Origin of the sequence: Lactobacillus sp. M0393 (genome assembly GCF_016102025.1) — a bacterium.
Classification (GTDB): domain Bacteria; phylum Bacillota; class Bacilli; order Lactobacillales; family Lactobacillaceae; genus Lactobacillus; species Lactobacillus melliventris.
On record NZ_JACFPK010000010.1, the window covers coordinates 18391 to 35427 of the forward strand.

Annotated in this window: 11 protein-coding genes; 5 read left to right on the forward strand and 6 right to left on the reverse strand. The window is 37.9% G+C overall.

Annotated elements, in window-relative coordinates; translation table 11 throughout:
• Positions 1 to 8: 8 nt before the first annotated feature.
• Together H3R29_RS08550 and H3R29_RS08555 are read right to left on the reverse strand one after the other, a co-directional pair.
• Positions 9 to 1955 (reverse strand): beta-glucoside-specific PTS transporter subunit IIABC, encoded by a 1947-nt coding sequence (locus tag H3R29_RS08550; RefSeq protein ID WP_198203059.1) that lies wholly within the window; start codon positions 1953 to 1955, stop codon positions 9 to 11.
• 144 nt (positions 1956 to 2099) lie between these two features.
• Positions 2100 to 2969: a PRD domain-containing protein gene (locus H3R29_RS08555; protein WP_198203058.1), complete on the reverse strand. Its 870-nt coding sequence runs from the start codon at positions 2967 to 2969 to the stop codon at positions 2100 to 2102.
• Between the two features lie 254 nt (positions 2970 to 3223).
• On the opposite strand from H3R29_RS08555, the gene H3R29_RS08560 reads away from it, so the two are divergent.
• The 5 genes from H3R29_RS08560 (at position 3224) to H3R29_RS08580 (ending at position 11045) form a co-directional block, all read left to right on the forward strand.
• The gene (locus tag H3R29_RS08560; protein ID WP_198203057.1) at positions 3224 to 4177 is read left to right on the forward strand and encodes a class A sortase; all 954 of its coding nucleotides are present in this window, start codon (positions 3224 to 3226) and stop codon (positions 4175 to 4177) included.
• 322 nt (positions 4178 to 4499) lie between these two features.
• Positions 4500 to 6500 (forward strand): MucBP domain-containing protein, encoded by a 2001-nt coding sequence (locus tag H3R29_RS08565; RefSeq protein WP_198203056.1) that lies wholly within the window; start codon positions 4500 to 4502, stop codon positions 6498 to 6500.
• A gap of 297 nt (positions 6501 to 6797) precedes the next feature.
• Positions 6798 to 7871, forward strand: coding sequence for a P1 family peptidase (locus tag H3R29_RS08570; protein WP_198203055.1), 1074 nt, complete (start codon positions 6798 to 6800; stop codon positions 7869 to 7871).
• Positions 7872 to 7954: 83 nt separating this feature from the next.
• Positions 7955 to 9571, forward strand: coding sequence for an alpha-glucosidase (locus H3R29_RS08575; protein WP_198203054.1), 1617 nt, complete (start codon positions 7955 to 7957; stop codon positions 9569 to 9571).
• 92 nt (positions 9572 to 9663) lie between these two features.
• Positions 9664 to 11045, forward strand: a protein-coding gene (locus tag H3R29_RS08580; RefSeq protein ID WP_370567398.1) for an IS3 family transposase whose coding sequence is annotated in 2 segments (ribosomal slippage) — positions 9664 to 10150 and positions 10150 to 11045 — 1383 coding nt in all. Because the reading frame shifts where the segments join, the coding sequence is not laid out codon by codon here.
• Between the two features lie 157 nt (positions 11046 to 11202).
• Here the strand turns inward: H3R29_RS08580 and H3R29_RS08585 are convergent.
• From H3R29_RS08585 to H3R29_RS08600, 4 genes are all read right to left on the reverse strand, one after another.
• Positions 11203 to 12807 (reverse strand): ABC transporter ATP-binding protein, encoded by a 1605-nt coding sequence (locus H3R29_RS08585; protein ID WP_198203053.1) that lies wholly within the window; start codon positions 12805 to 12807, stop codon positions 11203 to 11205.
• A gap of 345 nt (positions 12808 to 13152) precedes the next feature.
• Entirely contained in the window at positions 13153 to 13659 is a 507-nt protein-coding gene (locus H3R29_RS08590; RefSeq protein ID WP_198203052.1) for an O-acetyl-ADP-ribose deacetylase, read from the reverse strand.
• Positions 13660 to 13844: 185 nt separating this feature from the next.
• Positions 13845 to 16046 (reverse strand): beta-glucoside-specific PTS transporter subunit IIABC, encoded by a 2202-nt coding sequence (locus tag H3R29_RS08595; RefSeq protein WP_198203051.1) that lies wholly within the window; start codon positions 16044 to 16046, stop codon positions 13845 to 13847.
• Positions 16033 to 16902, reverse strand: a complete 870-nt coding sequence (locus tag H3R29_RS08600; RefSeq protein WP_370567397.1) for a PRD domain-containing protein — start codon at positions 16900 to 16902, stop codon at positions 16033 to 16035. Before H3R29_RS08600 ends, H3R29_RS08595 begins: the two co-directional genes overlap by 14 nt.
• Positions 16903 to 17037: the final 135 nt, after the last annotated feature.

The window sequence follows — 17037 nt, forward strand, 5'->3', positions numbered from 1 at the left end:
TCCTTTCGTTATTTTAAATCTAGTAATGCATCCCCAATGGTTATTGTACCATTTGCAACAGCATTAACTTCATGATAATTATTAGAATTAGTAACAACCACTGGTGTTGTAGTTTCAAAACCAGCTTCTTTGACGGCTTCCAGATCAAAGCTAATCAAAGGTTCACCCTTTTTAACTTTCTGATCCTTTTTAACTAAAGTAGTGAAGCCCTTGCCATCAAGTTCAACTGTATCCATACCGATGTGAATCATGACTTCTGCACCATTATTGGATTTAAGGCCGATAGCGTGTCCAGTAGGGAAAACCATCACTACTTCACCATCAAGAGGTGAGCAAACTTGACCATCTTTAGGCTTAATCGCTACGCCTTTACCCATTGAGCCGCTGGAAAAGACTTCATCTTTGACTTGGCTTAATGGTACAACCTGTCCGTTTAACGGAGCCACTAATTTTTCTTCCTTATCAGATGAAACTTCCGGCTTAACAGCTGCTGAATCTGCAGCACCATTTGTTGCAGCGGAACCGGCAGCTTGTCCAGTTAAATTCTCATCTACACTTTTCTTACCCAAAAGCATTTGCAATATAAAGCCTAAAATGATTGCCGCAGCCATACCAATCATTAAGCCATAGACACCCATGTCAATGCCGTTTTTACCCATAGCACAAGGAATTGCAAAGATACCCATTCCAGCCATCAAATAAGTTTTTGTGCCAAAGAGTCCAATTAAGCCGCCACCAACAGCAGAAGCAATACAGCTAAGAATGAATGGCTTCTTGCGTGGCAATGTTAAACCATAAATAGCTGGTTCGGTAACACCGAAGATACCTGATACAAATGCGGGAATAGCCAGACTGCGAGTCTTTTCGTCTTTAGTTTGAAAAATCATAGCTAAAACCACACCAGTTTGAGCAAAGGAGGCTGCAAATGATAAACCAATAATCGGGTCAAAGCCCATAGCAGCAATGTTAGTCATCATAACTGCCACAAAGCCCCAATGAACGCCAAAGATGACAAATACTTGCCAGAAAGCACCCATTAAGATACCAGCGATCACTGGGCTAAAGTTATAAATTGCACTCACAATTTCCGCAACTCCGTTACCTAGCCAAGTTGCAACTGGTCCGATAACAAGAAAAGTAACTGGAACAGTAATTAATAAAACGATAAATGGTACTAAGAAAGTTTTAACAACATCTGGAATAATCTTACGGGCAACCTTTTGCACTTTGGAAGCAAACCAGACCGCAATGATAATCGGAATAACCGAGGTGGTATAGTTCATTGAAATTACCGGAATGCCCAAAAAAGTCATATGAACAGGTGCTTCTAAGAATGTGCCCTTAAATACAGTAAACAGTGCAGTTTTACTGCTTGCCATCGACACAATTGAAGGATAACAAAGGGCAGCTCCAATAGTGGCACCTAGATATGTGTTGATTCCAAATTTTTTTGCTGAAGAAATTCCTAAAATAATAGGTAAGAAATAGAATAAACTGTCGCCAATGGCGTTTAAAATAACATATGTTCCAGAAGTTGCTGATAGCCAGCCAAACGCCAAAAACATTGCGTTAAAGCCTTTAATCATACCACCAGCACACATTGCACCTAGAAGTGGGTTAAAAATACCGGAAATCAAGTCAATAAATTTATCAGCTAAGCTCATATTGCTGTTGTCAACGTCATCATCAGAAACGCTGCCGCCATTTGCGAAGCCACCTACTTTAACCAAAGTATCATAGACATCAGCGACATTATTACCAATAACGACTTGGTATTGTCCACCAGACTTGACAACAGATATTACGCCATCAGTGGCTTTTAGTTTGTCATCATTTGCCTTCTTCATGTCCTTTAACTTAAAACGTAAACGGGTAGTACAGTGAACTACACTGACTACGTTGTCTTTACCACCAATATCGGCGATAATTTCACGACTTAGATCTTCGTAAGCCATTTTTCCTCCTAAAAATCAAAACCCGGGAACTTCAAGAAAACATCTCACTAATTTATTGTGAGACTTCCACCTAAAGTTCTCGGGTTAATGCCTGTAAACAGTAACACACCGTTTAAACTAATTAATTATTAAAATATCGTAGAATTAACTCTCCCGTAATTGCTCATCATTTTGTCTGTGCGTTACCCGCCAGACATGAAGAGTTAAATATACCTGATCATCAGGCTGCATTTTCCAGCCTGTTTGTTTATATAAGTACGTGCCGATTTTTTGGACAGTGTCATACGCCTTTTGATACTTGACTTTCATCAGTTCAATTAAAGAATTATCAAGTTCTTCACCCGAATCCTTCTCACATTCGCCACACATATGCCTTACCATGAAGGCACGTAAATGCGTCATGAACCTGTTAAAATTAAATGATTCAGTATCAAGTTGCATCCCATATTGATACTGAATAATATCAACTACTCCGCGAATAAGCTTAGTAATTTTGATAGTATCCTGCAGTTTGGTCTGACCAGAGCCAGCGTTAATAAAATGGTATGTCAGATATGCTGCTTCGCTTGTAGGAAAATCAAGCTTGGTTTTTTCCTGCATTAACTTTAACGCTTCCTGAGCCGTACCGTATTCTTTAGGAAACAATTTCCGCATTTCCCAGCCAAGCGTATCCTGACCCAATTCAATATTTTCAGTAGCACGGGTTAACATAAAGTCGATATGATCTGCTAATACCATAAACTGATAATCCGAAAAAGTTATCTGCAATTGTTTGCTGGCCAAATTAATCACAGCAGTAGTTAATGCTAAAGTTCTCTGATCAATATCCCGCACGCTGTCAACCATTTTAAGGTTTTCCCCAACTGCTATAAAACGGCGCGAAATCTTGTCCTCATCAATGGGATCGCCGGCTTTTTTGCCGAAACCAATCCCGTTACCAATCACCACCCAATCTACTCCTGATTTATCAGACACCAAGGCAGCATTGTTGTTAAAATTTTTTACAAATTTCATTCAACTTACTTCCTTTCCAATAAAAAAACCTACAAACAGTACCAAAATAAGTATTGTTCATAGGTTAATGCCTGATCAAATCAGTAACACGTCTACTTACAGCTGATATTATAAAGTAGTGCATAAGCGATTTCAATACTTATTTGATTATTATTTTTAAGTGTTTCCTACAAAACAAATAATTGTGCTTTACGCAAATTTATACTTAAATAATAGCAGAAACCTAATATAGAAGTTTAAAGAGAAATAGTTCAATGGCAAATAAAAAGCAAAAACGTTCTTTAAAATATCAAGTGTGGTCTACTATTCGTGTATTACTATTAGGAGCCCTTTTTTACCTGGGAGTAACTCTGATCTTTTTTGGTTCCGGGTTCGGTAACTCCTATGTCGTTCAACAAAATGCGCAAAAAGCAAATACCACTTTAACACAAAAGAAAGCAGATAGAAATAAAAAACGCAAAACAAATTACGATGCCAGCAAAACTAAGTCAGTCAGTGCAGCCGAAGTTCTCAGAGCTAAACAAATTAAGGCCTATGCCATTGGCAGAATTGCTATTCCCAGTGTCAATATTCATAATCCCCTTTTTGCCGGTTATGGAGACCAGAATCAAAATTTAGAATACGGTGTGGTAACTTGCCTGCCCGACCGTGTCATGGGTGGTGCTAATAATTACGTACTTGCAGGACACTACATGGGGTCTTATGGTCCTGCCGTTTTAGATAATTTGCACTTATCACGCCCGGGCGACCTCATTTACATAACTGACTTACATCATATATATACGTATAAAATCAAAACAATTTCTTTTGCCATTAAACCCACTCAGGTTGAAGTCGAAAACAACGTGCAGGATAAAAGCATGATCACGCTGATTACCTGTTCTGACTTTAATACCTCTAAGTATGGCTACGGCCAGCACCGGACGGTTGTGCAAGGCGACTTAATCGCTAAAAATAAAGCAACAAAACATAACTTAATTGCTACAGAATTAAGCGCTAAGCCAACGCAAAGTAAAAAAAGACGCCATGCATCTTTATCAATCAAAAAAGACCAGAAAAAGATTAAAAAGTCCGAGCAGGTTCGGCCTGCAGCCCGGCCAAAGTTTTACCAAAATATGACCTTCATCAAGTCGGTAATCATTGTTTTTAATGTTATTTTTGTTTTAGCCATTGGCTGGCGACTTGTGCGCATTTGGATTTTGTGCTAAAAAACCTATTAACAGCTTACTACATGGATAAGTCATCAACAGGATAAATTATAGAGCCATAAAAAATACTTTTCATAAATAAAGAAACCCAATTAGTAGGTGTCGCTGCTAATCGGGTTTCTTTTTGCTTGGCATAATAACTCGTAGTGTGTAAGCAAGCCAGCTTGGCAATTTATTAATCAAATTAACTATTTGTTCTTTTCAAATAAAAGTGTATAAATTATGTTAATAAACTAAAAGGATGTATAATACCTGTAATAAAGTATAAGCTAAATATTAATCATGTATACATTTATTTTATTGTTGAAGAAGGAATAGTAACATGAGGAAGAAAAAGAATTCTAAGCAAGCAGAAACTTCATTAGTGTACTTTAGCATTGCTGCTGCCACCTTAAGCTTATTAGTTATAACCCCTAAAACAGTTAAAGCCGATGAGACAGTGCCTATAACCTCTGCCACGCAAACTGTTGCTGGTAAAAATTATGTTAACAATACAGTTGCTTCCCCTAAATCTTCCACAAACGATCAACCAAAAGTTAACACTCCAGAGGCACCTCAATCTCAAGATTTAACCCCTAATCCAAGTCTTGATACTTTTAAGTGGGGAAACCTCGACGTCACTTATAGCAACCACGTAGTTACTGTTCCCGGCGGCAGTGTTACTCAACCCGGATCTATGGCCTATATTAATGGCATTAACAAAGATGATATTCAGGAAGTCAAGTTTACTGGTCAATTAAAAGTTAATTCGGCTGCAGAAATGTTCAGGGGCTTACCTAATTTAACTAAAATTACCGGTCTAAAAAATCTTGATACATCTGATGCCATTGACATGAGGTACATGTTTGCAAATTGTGAAAATTTAACCAGCATAGACGGCATTGGTAATTTACAGACTCCCAAAGTTACTAATATGCTTTATATGTTTGAAGATTGCGGTAAATTGACTGACCTGGATTTGTCCGGCTTTGATACCACCAATACACAATATGTAGAAGGCATGTTTCAAGGTTGTGAAAATTTGCAGAGCATTAAGTTTTCACCTAAATTCACAATAGCTAATGTAAACAGTATGAAATTCATGTTTAGTGGGTGCTCCAGTTTAACTGCTCTAGACCTTAGCAAATTTAATACTAGTAATGTTACCAATATGATAAGGGTTTTTGAAGATTGTTCCAGCTTAACCAAGTTAGACTTATCATCCTTTGATACTTCTAAAGTAAACGATATGATTGGAATGTTTAATGGTTGTAGTAATTTAAAAGAACTTGATCTCAGCAGTTTCGTCATAGATCCCGGTATTGACAAGGGTTATATGTTACAGGGACTTGCTAAATTAAACACCCTTAAACTAGGTAAAAGTACTCATATTAACGAGTCATATCTTGATACTCCAGGTACGTGGGTTAATGTTGGCAATGGCACTGAAGACGCACCACAAGCAAACCAGAAATTATCTTCTAATGTTTTAGCTGCCCAAGGAATTGGTGACACGTATATCCGTCTGGGTGCACCTATTAAGGCTTTTTATTTAGATATTGACGGCAAATCTATTGCGGATGAAACAACTTTAAATGGCAAAATCGGTAACAGCTATAAACTGACACCTAAAATAATTCCAGGATACGTTATCAAGGAAATTCCCTCTAACGCCACTGGCTTTTTCACTGATCAACCGCAAAGTGTCAAGTTTATTTATTCCGCTGTTCCCGTATCCGTCTCTTCTATTCCAGCCGCTTCAACCCCAGTCAAAGCTGCAAATATAATTGTTCATTATCAAGATGAAAGAGGCAATAAATTGGCACCTGATATGGTATTACAAGGCAATGCCGGCGATGGCTACATTACCTCTCCTGTAGAAATTGCAGGCTATACGCTAAAGACCAGGCCTGATAATGCTACTGGCTTTTACAGTGACCAGAGTCAAGACGTTAATTATATTTACACTAAAAATGATACCGGTTTAAGTCATATTATAAGAACAGTTTTCCATAATTCATATGTTTATGATGATAGTGGTATCCGTAAAACGAGAGAATACTTTGCTGGCGAAACGGTCAAAACATATGGCACTAAGCTAATTCAAGGCAAAAAATACTATGATTTGGGCAATAATGACTTTGTCAAAGCAGTTAATATAACTGGAGTTAACCGTAAATTAAAGCATAATGCTTACATCTACACTAAAAAAGCTAAACGTTTGGGCCGCAAGGTATTGAAAAAGAAATATACGCTAACAACATATGGTGGAGCTATTAAAATTAATCATAAGTTATACTATATTGTTGGTAAGAATCGTTATATTAAAAAAGCTAATTTTTAGCAATTTAAAAATAATTAAATAAAAAAGTTCTAGCTCTCTGTCAAAACCAGTTGATAAAAATTAAACGAAAAGAATCAAACCGTTAATAAACTGTTTGGTTCTTTTTCCTTTGCCTTGTTTTCTGCCAATCTAATCCTGATTAGCAGATTGCATAAATTGGCGCAGCCAAAAGCTGTGCGCTTGTTGACTACCTAGCCTTGCATCAGATTGTCTTTGTAGAACCATTTTGTCTTGCATTAAAATTGGCAAACCGTTTTAATAAGAGAAGAAAATTTTTAAAAAACAAAAGGAGTAAAAATGGGACTTAACAAACCACTTTTATTTGCGCTTAGCGATACTAAGCCTGGACCAAAAAACTTAATTACAGATGTTGCGGGAGTGACAGTTGGTCACAAGACAGTTGTCACTGATAGACTCAGAACCGGTGTCACTGTAATCAACCCTTGCCCAGATAATATTTTTCGGGAAAAAATGCCGGCCGCTACACATGTGATTAACGGCTTTGGCAAAAGTACAGGTTTAATTCAAATTAATGAACTGGGTACAATCGAAACGCCTCTAGTGTTAACCAATACTCTCAGCGTTGGCACTGCTTCGATGGCTTTGGTCAAAAGAATGCTGGCCGAAAACCCTGAAATTGGCCTTTCAACTGGTAGTGTCAATCCGATCATTATGGAATGCAATGACAGCTCAATTAATCATATCCGCGATTTGGGTGTCACCGAAGACGATGTTAACGATGCTTTTGCCGCGGCCGCAACTGATTTCGCTGAAGGCGGCGTTGGTGGCGGTACAGGTATGCGCTGCTATGAACTCAAAGGTGGTATTGGCTCTGCATCAAGGCAAGTCGAGATTGACGGTAAGACCTTTACAATGGGCGCGCTAGTCATGTCCAATTTTGGTCTTAGTACCGATCTCAATATTTACGGCCATGCTATTGGTAAAAAGTTTGTGGATAATACGGACAGTAAGGAAAAAGGCAGCATTATCACAATAATTGCTACCGATATTCCGTTTAACTCGAGACAATTAAAACGCATTGCCAAGCGTTCTGGTATTGGCATTACACGCACTGGCTCATTTAGTGGTAATGGCAGCGGTGAGGTTACCCTGGCCTTTTCTACTGCTAACCGCGTAAGTCATTTTCCTGACCAGGAATTAAGCACAATTCAGGCAATTACTGATGACAAAATTGACCGCTACTTTAGGATTACAGTTGATATAGTTAACGAAGCCATTCTCAGTTCTTTGGCTCATGCACAAACTACGCCAGATCGTGACGGCAAGCCCATGTTATGCTTAAAAGATGCTTTATTGCAACTGGGCAATGACGAAGAAGCAATGCAATTACGCTCAGAGTTAGGACTTTAATCAGATACCGGTAACATTAATTCTCATTATTTTGCAGTGTTATAATTAACTGATAATGTTAGCGATTGCAAAGGAGAATTAATATGACACCTTGGTGGAAAAATGCAGTAATTTATCAAATTTATCCCAAGTCCTTCCAAGATAGCAATGGTGATGGTATCGGAGACCTACCCGGCATTATTAGTCACTTGGATTATTTGCAAAAATTGGGGATCGATGCAATTTGGCTTTCGCCAATTTACAAATCTCCCGGCATCGATAATGGTTATGATATTGCTGATTATGAAGCAATTGATCCGCAATATGGCACTATGCAAGACATGGATAAGTTGATTAGTGAGGCTAAAAAACGCGGCATTCGGATCATCATGGACTTAGTTGTTAATCATACCTCTGATCAACACCAGTGGTTTATTGAAGCTCGCAAAAGTAAAGATAATCCTTACCGCGATTTTTATATCTGGCGTGATCCTGTTGCCGGTCATGAACCTAATGATTTAAAATCTGACTTTTCAGGTTCTGCTTGGCAATTCGATGATCAAACGGGCCAGTATTACTTGCACTTTTTTGCCCCGCAACAACCAGATTTGAATTGGCAAAATCCGCAATTACGGCACAAAATATACGACATGATGAACTTCTGGCTTGATAAAGGCATTGGCGGCTTCCGAATGGACGTAATCGAACTGATTGGCAAAGAGCCTGATCGCAAAATTCGCGAAAATGGTCCACAGCTTCATCATTATCTTCAGGAAATGAACCAAGCTGTTTTGGCTAACCGGGATGTAGTCACTGTTGGTGAGACCTGGAGTGCCGACCTTGACAGCGCCCGTAAATATTCAGATCCCGCTCGACATGAACTCTCAATGATTTTTCAGTTTGAAGATCAGAATATTGATAAGCAACCGGGAAAACCAAAATGGGATCTCAAGCCGTTTAAAGCCAGTGATCTTAAGGAAGTTTTGCTTAAATGGCAGACGCAAATAGATTATAACCACGGTTGGAATAGTTTATTTTGGGAAAACCATGACATTCCCCGTGTCATTTCACGTTGGGGTGATGACGGCAAATACCGCGTACAGTCTGCCAAAATGTTTGCCATTGCCTTACATTTAATGCGTGGTACTCCGTATATTTATAATGGTGAAGAAATTGGTATGACTAACTGTCCGGTCAAGGATATTTCAGAAATTGAAGACCTCGAGAGTATCAATATGTATAATGAGCGAATCAAGCAAGGTTATACCAAAGAAGAACTGATCAGGTCAATCAATGCTAAAGGACGCGACAATGCGCGCAGACCGATGCAATGGTCTGCGGCTAAGTCTGCTGGCTTTACTACTGGTAAGCCTTGGCTGGCACTTAATCCTAATTATCACGATATTAACGTTCAAGCTGCTTTGGCGGACCCACAATCAATTTTTTATACCTATCAAAAACTCATTAAATTACGTCATGAAAACGAAATTATCACTAATGGCAGCTTTACTCCTGTTCCTGCGAGTCCTAATGTCTTGGCATATTATCGTGAACTTGCTGGTAAGCGCTGGTTAGTCGTTGCCAATTTGACTGGTAGTACTGAACAGTTTTCTGCACCAGATAAAATTGACCAGGTTTTAATTAGTAACTATAATGCACCGCAATCACTTAATAGCATTAACTTAAGGCCATATGAGGCCTTTGCCCTGATTGTAAAATAAAAGCTTTATTTTTGTGAAAATACCCCCAAATTTGTCCTTGAAGTGCTCCATAATAGTTAGACATTAATCTGACTATTAGGAGCACTTTTTTCATGACTAAATATTCAACTGCTTTGAAAATGGAAATTTGCAGTAAATACTTATCCCACCAAAACTCTTTAGCTAAACTAGAACGCGAATACGGCATTGATCATACCGAGATTAGGGCCTGGGCAGAACGTGCCCGTAAACATGGCTTAGCCGCTTTAAAGGTTACTCACACCCGACAAACTTATTTGCCTGAATTCAAGCTAAATGTGGTACGCTTCTATCATGAACATCACATGGGAGTACTCAGGGTAGCCGCAGTTTTTAATCTTTCGCGGTCAGTAGTAAGACAATGGCTGGCGGCTTATCAGGCTGCAGGCTACTCTGGGCTGCTCCCAAAATCCAAGGGGAGACGACCACCAACCATGACTAAAAAGAAGCGTCAGAAGAAGCTTAAACCCACTAAGAAGCTAACCGAAGTAGAACAATTGCGTCGTCAGGTCGCTGAGCTAGAGGCACAAAAAGCCGACTTAGAATTGGATAACTTAATCCTAAAAAAAGTGGCTGCCCGATATCCACGCTCACCAACCGGCAAAAAACCAGAATAGCCGTGGAGATTCGGGCTGAGCGACCTGAGGTGCCGTTAAAGCTTTTGCTTGCCAAGCTACACCTTAACCGCAAAACTTATTACGACAACCGCAGTCACCGATTGAACCGATTAGATAAATACGCTGCTGTTAAAGGCGTAATCAAGTCTATCTTCTACCAAGAAAGTGATGAGACTTACGGTTATCGACGTATGCATGGTGCACTCTTAGATCAAGGCTTTAGCTATGCGCCCAATACCGTGCGCAAGCTGATGCGGCAGCTGGGACTAAAGACCAGAGTCTACAGCAGGCGCACTGCAGGCGTAATCAAGGAAAACATTTTAAAGCAGCGGTTTAATGAAACCAGACCCTACCACGTCTTACACACGGATATTACCGAATACAAGCTGACTTCAGGCAAAAAGGTTTATATTTCACCGGTCATTGATGAGGCCTCACTGGAAATACTGGCTTGTCAAGTCAGCTATTCGCCTAACATGAGGCTGGTTTATGACATGCTGGCAGAGCTCAAGCAAAAACTGCCTGAAACAGCCCAGCCTATTTTGCATTCAGACCAGGGCTTTCAATACCGCCACAGCGGCTATCAAGCTAAATTAAGGCAAATGAAGATTAAGCAAAGCATGTCGCGCAAGGGCAACTGCCACGATAATGCACCGGGCGAAACCATCTTCAACCTAATGAAACGGGAGAAGCTCAACCGCATTAAGATCAGTTCACTAGCAGAAATGCAGGCAGTACTGCGCGATTACGTTTACTGGTTCAACCATATCAGAAGATCAAACAAACTAAAATACACGACTCCGATTAAATATCGGAATCGTGCGTTAGGTCTTGCTTAATAATAAAATGTCTAACTTTTTAGTTGCACTTCACCTAAATTTGGGGGTATTATTATGACTAAATTACCGAAATAAGATTTAGCAATTAAAAAGCTATCACTGGTGAAACTTTGCCGTTGTTTTACCACAAATAGGGCTTTGAATTCAGTTTCACAGCCTATTTATCTAAAATAATATTTCCGTCAAATAAGTCAGCTGTTTCTTTTTGTAGATGATGTGTTACTAAAACAACGGTTTTATTTTTCTGAGTCAAAATCAACTTTTCTAAGGAAATGCTGGCCGCCTTATCTAATGATGAAGTCGCCTCATCAAAAAGATACACTGGTGTATCACGTAAAAGTGCCCGTGCAAGTGCAATTCTCTGCTTTTGCCCACCAGATAAATTAGTCCCCTGATTTGCCAGTATCGTGTTGACGCCAGCAGGAAGATGTGCAATTATTTTATCAATGCCGCATGCTGTAATGACCTGGTTTAGTTTTGCAGGAGTAACCTTTTGCCCCAAAGTTATATTCCATTTTAAACTAGCCGCAAAAATATAGGGTGTTTGTTCGACATAAGAAATTACTCGATGCAACTGGGTGTCAGTTATTTTAGCATAGTCTATGTCACCCAATTTAAGCGTACCAGTATAATTTTTTAGCAGACCACTAATAATATTAAGCAGTGTTGATTTGCCTGCAGCAGAATCACCGAGCAAGAGGTACTTTTTCCCTTCTTCAATAGTTAAATTTAGATTGTCTAAAATTGGTTGGTTCTTCCCCTGATATGTATATGAAAGACCCTTAATTTGAATTTGACTGGCAGCAATTTCAGTTTTTTGATCAGGCTGCGTGGCCGTTTTAATATTTGCCAGCTTATCCATAATTGGTTTAAGTGATCTAAATTCTTGCCAGTTAAAGCTAATACCGCTTAATTCGGCAAAAATTGTACCGGCAAAATATTGCGCACCACTAATAGTTCCCACTGGCGTAAGATGCCGTAAAATCAAATAGCCACTCTGGGCTAAAACAATTACTTGGCTTAAATAGGCAATACAATTGGTAAATGATTGAGTGAACCCAGCTGCCTTAACGTAATCAACAGCATTTTTCTTTACATCTTCAGATCCCTGATTAATTCTTTTAACAATTACCTGGGGTAAATTTGCTAAAAATAAGGTATTGAAGCCATTCAGGACATCATTAATTTTATTAACTAGCCGTTCTTGCGCATGGGAGAATTCAAGCGAACGTTTAGATAACCATTTTGAAAACAAGTTAGGCACTACTGCCATAATTGTAGTTAAGATAACAACAGTGACAAGTAAGCTGACCTGAAAATATGCTAAAGTGACTGCTCCCAGCAAGATTTCGCTAATTTGCTGCACAATCATCATCAAGTCGTCTACGCCAAAGTCATTAATCGTGTTAATATCATTCGTTAGCCATGACGCGTAAGTTGCAGTTGTTTGCTGATGAAAAGACTGATAATCCGATTGTGACAACTTTTGTGCCACATCCTGCCGAATCAGCAGGTCAATTTGCTGCTTCAATTTTGTTTGATTGATTGAAATTAAGTAGGTAAAGATCGCGTACATGACATAGGCAGCAGCCATAATTGTGACCCAAATAAAAAACAGTTGGGCATGCAGTTTGGTGACCTGAGTTAGGGCATTTGCACTGGCAATTCCTGCAAGTGTTGAAAAGCCGGAATTAATAACAGTTAAGGCAATTACTATACTAAATTGCCACTTAGCTCTTTTAAAATATTTGAATAAAGGCATATTCCTCCTAATTTTTATTTTTTATTAATATTTTTAATTAATAATATTACTTTTTTCATTTTTGCTCAAGCTTATCTAGCATTAATTTTAGCTTGTCCTGCCTCACAACTACGAAATTGGCAACACTCTACCAGTAGTCGAAGCCCCGCAAACTAATTAACCTTTATAGTTAGTCAACTTTCAGAACTATTTTTATATAAAAACCAAGTCATGTTACTGGCTTGGTTATTATTTTATAGACAAGTTAATTATAATTTAATAAAAAAGATAAAGGGATAACTCGACATTAGTAAGATTAATTTTTGAAAAACAATTGAAAATAACCTTCTTAATCTTTCCTCAAGCCTATTTTTTAACTTCTGTTCGGTATAACTCTGCTGTTTTGACATCAAAGGCACACATAATAACTTCCATTTGATAGTCGGAATATTCCGTAAGCCAATTCCGCACGGCTGCAAAAGCAATATGGGCAGCTGGTGCAGCAGGAAAACCGTAAGCCCCAGTAGAAATTGCCGGAAAAGCAATACTATGCAAATTATGATCTTTAGCTAAATCTAATGAGTTTATATAACAGTCCTTTAATAACTCATTATCTTGTTTAGAGCCTGAATAAATTGGCCCCACAGTATGAATGACAAATTTAGCAGGTAACTTGTACCCCTTGGTAATCTTAGCCTGGCCTGTTTCACAGCCATGAAGCTGTCTGCACTCGGCCAGCAGCTGCGGTCCAGCTGCCTGGTGTATTGCACCATCAACGCCCAAACCACCTAATAAAGACTTGTTTGCGGCATTAACAATTGCATCTGTAGTTAATTTAGTAATGTCACCTTGAATAATTTTGATATTTTCCATAAGCATAGCCCCCCTTTTCTTTCATTCTAAACCTAAAAAGATTTTTTACCCAAATAAAAAATGCGACCCATGTGAGCCGCATTTTTCTAATACTTACTAAATATATCTTATAATTTGATATTTTTACTAATCTGGATTATTCTCATTATCTTTTTTAAAACTTCATTGTCTAGCTCTATTCAATACTAAGCAGGGACAGCTCTGACTGCCCTCTTTTCTTGGTCAACTGCGGCCATCAACAATTGATCTGTGAATCCAACGTGAGTTCCAGATTTCTTTTCAATTAATATTTCATCAAAATCCACACTATTTGTAACTATAACAGGAACTACTGTATCATATCCTGCTTTTTGTATTTTAGCCCGATCAAAAGTTTCTAGTAAATCACCTTTTTCAACTTTTTGACCGTCCGCAACTTTTGAAGAAAAATACTTTCCAGAAAGATTAACAGTATCTATTCCCAAATGAATAAGTAACTCTACACCATTTTCTGATTTTAAACCAATAGCATGTTTAGTTGGGAAAACCGAAACAATTTTACCAGCAAACGGAGCACGTACTTCATCATTATCTGGCATAATTGCTATGCCTTTGCCAATTGTTCCAGCCGAAAAAACATCATCTTTGACTTGATTTAGTTCAACGACAGTTCCAGAAACAGGAGCATTAATACTTTCATCCTTCACTTCCGCCAACTGAACCTGCTTTTTGTTATCATCACCCGAGGTTACCTTATCGCCCCAAATAAAAGTAATAATAAATGCAATGACAAATGCTGCAACAAGTGATAGGCAAAAGCCTATAAAACTAAAATTAATTCCAGCTTTTTGATCAATGAACATTGGAATACCAAAGATACCACCTGAGGCAAAACCACCAAACATTTTTGCATTTGCAATAGCCGCTATTGCCCCCCCAAAGGCAGAACCAATAGAACCAAAAATAAATGATTTTTTATGTGGTAAAGTAACACCATAAATGATTGGTTCAGTAATCCCTAAGAAGCCAGAAATAATAGCCGGCCAACCAACTTCTTTAAATTTAACATCTTTAGCTTTAATAACCATGGCCAGTGCTGCACCGGTTTGGCCAAAAACTGTGCAATAAAGCATGGCATTAATTGGATCAAATCCCTTAGTAGCGATATTGTTTAAAAAAATCGGAATAAACGCCCAGTGTAATCCCATTAATACCACTGCTTGCCAAATTCCTGCTAAAACAAATCCAGCAAGTACACTTGCACGAGCATAGATCCAAAGCACAATGCTGGCCAAGCCTTGACTAAGCCAGGACGTAATCGGTCCAACTACTAAATAAGTAAGCGGTACGGAAATAGCTATTGTTATCAAAGGTGTAAAAATCAGTCTAAGAGAAGCTGGCAAGTATTTATTCAAAAATTTATATAAAATAGAAGCAAGCCAGACCGCTACAATTGCCGGTATTAATGTCTGCGGATAACTCATCAAAACTACGGGTATGCCCAAGAAATCAATACTTTGCTTTGCCTGATAAGCTGCCACTAAAGCCGGATAACATAGGGCCCCACCAATCACAGCTCCAACAAATTCATTTATCTTAAACGCCCTTGCAGTAGAAAAGCCAACCATTATTGGTAAAAAGTAAAATAGAGCATCTCCTGCAGCATTTAAAATCAGATATGTACCACTTTTTGCACTAAGAACATGTAGTACAGTTAGTAAAACCAAAAAGCCTTTTAATACACCTGCGGCAGCTAAAGTTCCCAAAAAAGGTGTAAATATTCTGGTTAGCAGTTTAATAAACCGGTTAAAAATATTAGTATTACCCTCTTCATTATCAGAAGTTTTCTCTTTAATATTTGTATCTAATAAAGGTATGATTTGATCATAAATATCTGCAACATTATTACCAATGATAACTTGATATTGACCACCTGCATGTGCTACTCCCATTACACCCTTTAATTCTTTAATGGCCTCATCATTTGCTTTATTTTCATCCTTTAATTTAAAACGCAAACGAGTAACACAGTGGATTAAACTACTGATGTTACTTTTACCGCCAACCAGTTCAACAATTTGGTCAGCCAGTTTTTTATCCCTTTCGATTGAACGCGACATTTTTATTTTTCCTTTCTTTGCATTGGAATAATCTTTATTGCTATTAATGTATTTCATTAATGCCTCATAGTATTGGTTAACATCATTTCCTATTAAGATTTGCAGTTGCTGTTCAGTAAAATTAAACTCATATATTTCTGGAATTTGTTGCAGCTTAGAATCAGCAACTTTTCTTGGATCCTTTAAAAAAAGTCTGATTCTAGCTACACAGTGAAAAGCTTCTGCAATGTTGTTTTTGCCACCAACCGCTTTCAAAATAGCTTGAGCTACTTCTTCATATCTGTTCATTAACATCACTTTCCGTTAAATTTACTCTATGAATGTGTATTGTCAAAAACATTATTTCATCCTCCGAAGTTTTGTAATCATAGTCTGATAAAATAATGCCCGCAATTCGCTGTGCAATAATATATTCTTTATGGTAACTATGCACAATCATGTTATATAAATCTTTATCAAGGGGTAACTCTTGTACTTCATTCTTTCTTATTCTCTGAATAAAAAATTTTAAGTGAGTCACCAAGCGATAATAAGATACAGATTGAGGGTTGATACTTTTATTAAGCATTTGTTCAATAATTTTTATGAACCTGTTGATTAACTCGATTGTACCTTCCGTATTTTCTAGAGAATCACCTTCTTCTGCAGTAATCAGGTGCATAGCAATATTAGTTGCTTCATCATCAGGAAAAACTAACTTAGTTTTTTCCGTCAAATAATTTAAAACGCGTTTGCCTATTTGAAATTCATCCGGATACGTTTGCATAGTTTCAATAGTCAGCTTATTTTGGATCGGGATTCCCCTTTTTATACGTTCTACAGCAAATTGCAAATGGTCAGGTAATGAAATATAGATATCATCACTCATTTGTTTTCCAGAACTGGCAGCAGTTTCAGAAATAATATGATCAGATAATTCAATATATTGTGGTTCGATTTGAGCTAAAGTTTCACTAATTGAATTTGTTACTTCTTTATTTTTAGGATAAAAACATTTCTCAATTTTTTCTGGAGGTATAGTCTGTCCCGCCTTACGTTGAAACGCAATACCTGCGCCTAATGCTACTATCGTTTGACCATGATTATCTTGTGCAACTACAGCATTATTGTTTAGTACTCTTTTAATTACGATCAAGATATTCACGCCTTTCAAAAAAAGAGCAAGACCAAAAGAGCCAAAATATAGTTCAATATGGTCTTGCCAACTTAATGTAACAATCCGATGATTTATTTCAATTTTAGTATAGCATATTTGAAATCGATTTCAGTAGATAACTTA

Bases quoted from the DNA above. Each gene is read 5' to 3' on its own strand.
- H3R29_RS08550 (WP_198203059.1), bottom strand. From the start codon at position 1,955: ATGGCTTACGAAGATCTAAGTCGTGAAATTATCGCCGATATTGGTGGT.
- H3R29_RS08555 (WP_198203058.1), bottom strand. From the start codon at position 2,969: ATGAAATTTGTAAAAAATTTTAACAACAATGCTGCCTTGGTGTCTGAT.
- H3R29_RS08560 (WP_198203057.1), top strand. From the start codon at position 3,224: ATGGCAAATAAAAAGCAAAAACGTTCTTTAAAATATCAAGTGTGGTCT.
- H3R29_RS08565 (WP_198203056.1), top strand. From the start codon at position 4,500: ATGAGGAAGAAAAAGAATTCTAAGCAAGCAGAAACTTCATTAGTGTAC.
- H3R29_RS08570 (WP_198203055.1), top strand. From the start codon at position 6,798: ATGGGACTTAACAAACCACTTTTATTTGCGCTTAGCGATACTAAGCCT.
- H3R29_RS08575 (WP_198203054.1), top strand. From the start codon at position 7,955: ATGACACCTTGGTGGAAAAATGCAGTAATTTATCAAATTTATCCCAAG.
- H3R29_RS08585 (WP_198203053.1), bottom strand. From the start codon at position 12,807: ATGCCTTTATTCAAATATTTTAAAAGAGCTAAGTGGCAATTTAGTATA.
- H3R29_RS08590 (WP_198203052.1), bottom strand. From the start codon at position 13,659: ATGGAAAATATCAAAATTATTCAAGGTGACATTACTAAATTAACTACA.
- H3R29_RS08595 (WP_198203051.1), bottom strand. From the start codon at position 16,046: ATGAACAGATATGAAGAAGTAGCTCAAGCTATTTTGAAAGCGGTTGGT.